Below are 1,179 nucleotides of genomic sequence, written 5' to 3' on the forward strand. Positions count from 1 at the left end.
AAAAAAAGAGGAAATACCCATGGCAAAGGCCAAGTTTGAACGTCTAAAACCGCATGTCAACGTTGGTACCATCGGACACGTTGACCACGGTAAAACAACCCTAACAGCTGCTATCGCGACTGTAGCTGCAATCACTTCAGGTGGCGAAGCCAAAGACTACGCGTCTATTGACTCAGCACCAGAAGAAAAAGCACGTGGTATCACCATCAACACCTCACACGTAGAATATGACACAGATGCACGTCACTATGCTCACGTAGATTGCCCAGGTCACGCCGATTATGTTAAAAACATGATCACTGGTGCTGCCCAGATGGACGGCGCAATCCTAGTCGTATCTGCAACTGACGGCCCTATGCCACAAACACGTGAGCACATCTTGCTTTCACGTCAGGTTGGCGTACCGTACATCATCGTATTCATGAACAAATGTGATGTTGTTGATGACGAAGAATTGCTAGAACTAGTAGAAATGGAAGTACGTGAATTACTTTCTGACTACGACTTCCCAGGTGATGACACGCCAATCATCCATGGTTCAGCTACTGAAGCCCTAAAAGGCTCACAAGAAAAGTATGGCCAACCAGCTGTCGTAGAACTATTGAAAGTTCTAGACACCTACATCCCAGAGCCAGAGCGTGACGTTGACAAAGCATTCCTAATGCCAATCGAAGACGTATTCTCAATCTCAGGTCGTGGTACTGTTGTAACTGGCCGTGTTGAGTCTGGTATCGTACGCGTTGGCGACGAAATCGAAATCGTCGGTATCCGTGACACTCAAAAAACCACCTGTACTGGTGTAGAGATGTTCCGTAAACTGCTTGACGAAGGTCGTGCAGGCGAAAACTGTGGCGTACTACTACGTGGTACTAAGCGTGAAGACGTACAACGTGGCCAAGTACTTGCTAAGCCAGGTTCAATCACTCCTCACACCAAGTTTGACGCTGAAGTATATGTGTTGAGCAAAGAAGAGGGTGGTCGTCACACTCCATTCCTAAACGGCTATCGTCCACAGTTCTACTTCCGTACTACTGACGTAACTGGCGCAATCCAATTACAAGACGGTACTGAAATGGTAATGCCTGGTGATAACGTTGAGATGGGCGTAGAGCTTATCCACCCAATCGCTATGGACAAAGGTCTTCGCTTCGCTATTCGTGAAGGCGGCCGTACTGTAGG

General features: G+C 47.7%; 1 protein-coding gene. It reads left to right on the forward strand.

The window, feature by feature from the left end:
* Positions 1 to 19: 19 nt before the first annotated feature.
* On the forward strand, positions 20 to 1,179 hold a 1,160-nt coding region (gene tuf, locus DFP82_RS14630; protein ID WP_110924451.1), incomplete at its 3' end, for an elongation factor Tu.

Origin of the sequence: Psychrobacter fozii (genome assembly GCF_003217155.1) — a bacterium.
Classification (GTDB): domain Bacteria; phylum Pseudomonadota; class Gammaproteobacteria; order Pseudomonadales; family Moraxellaceae; genus Psychrobacter; species Psychrobacter fozii.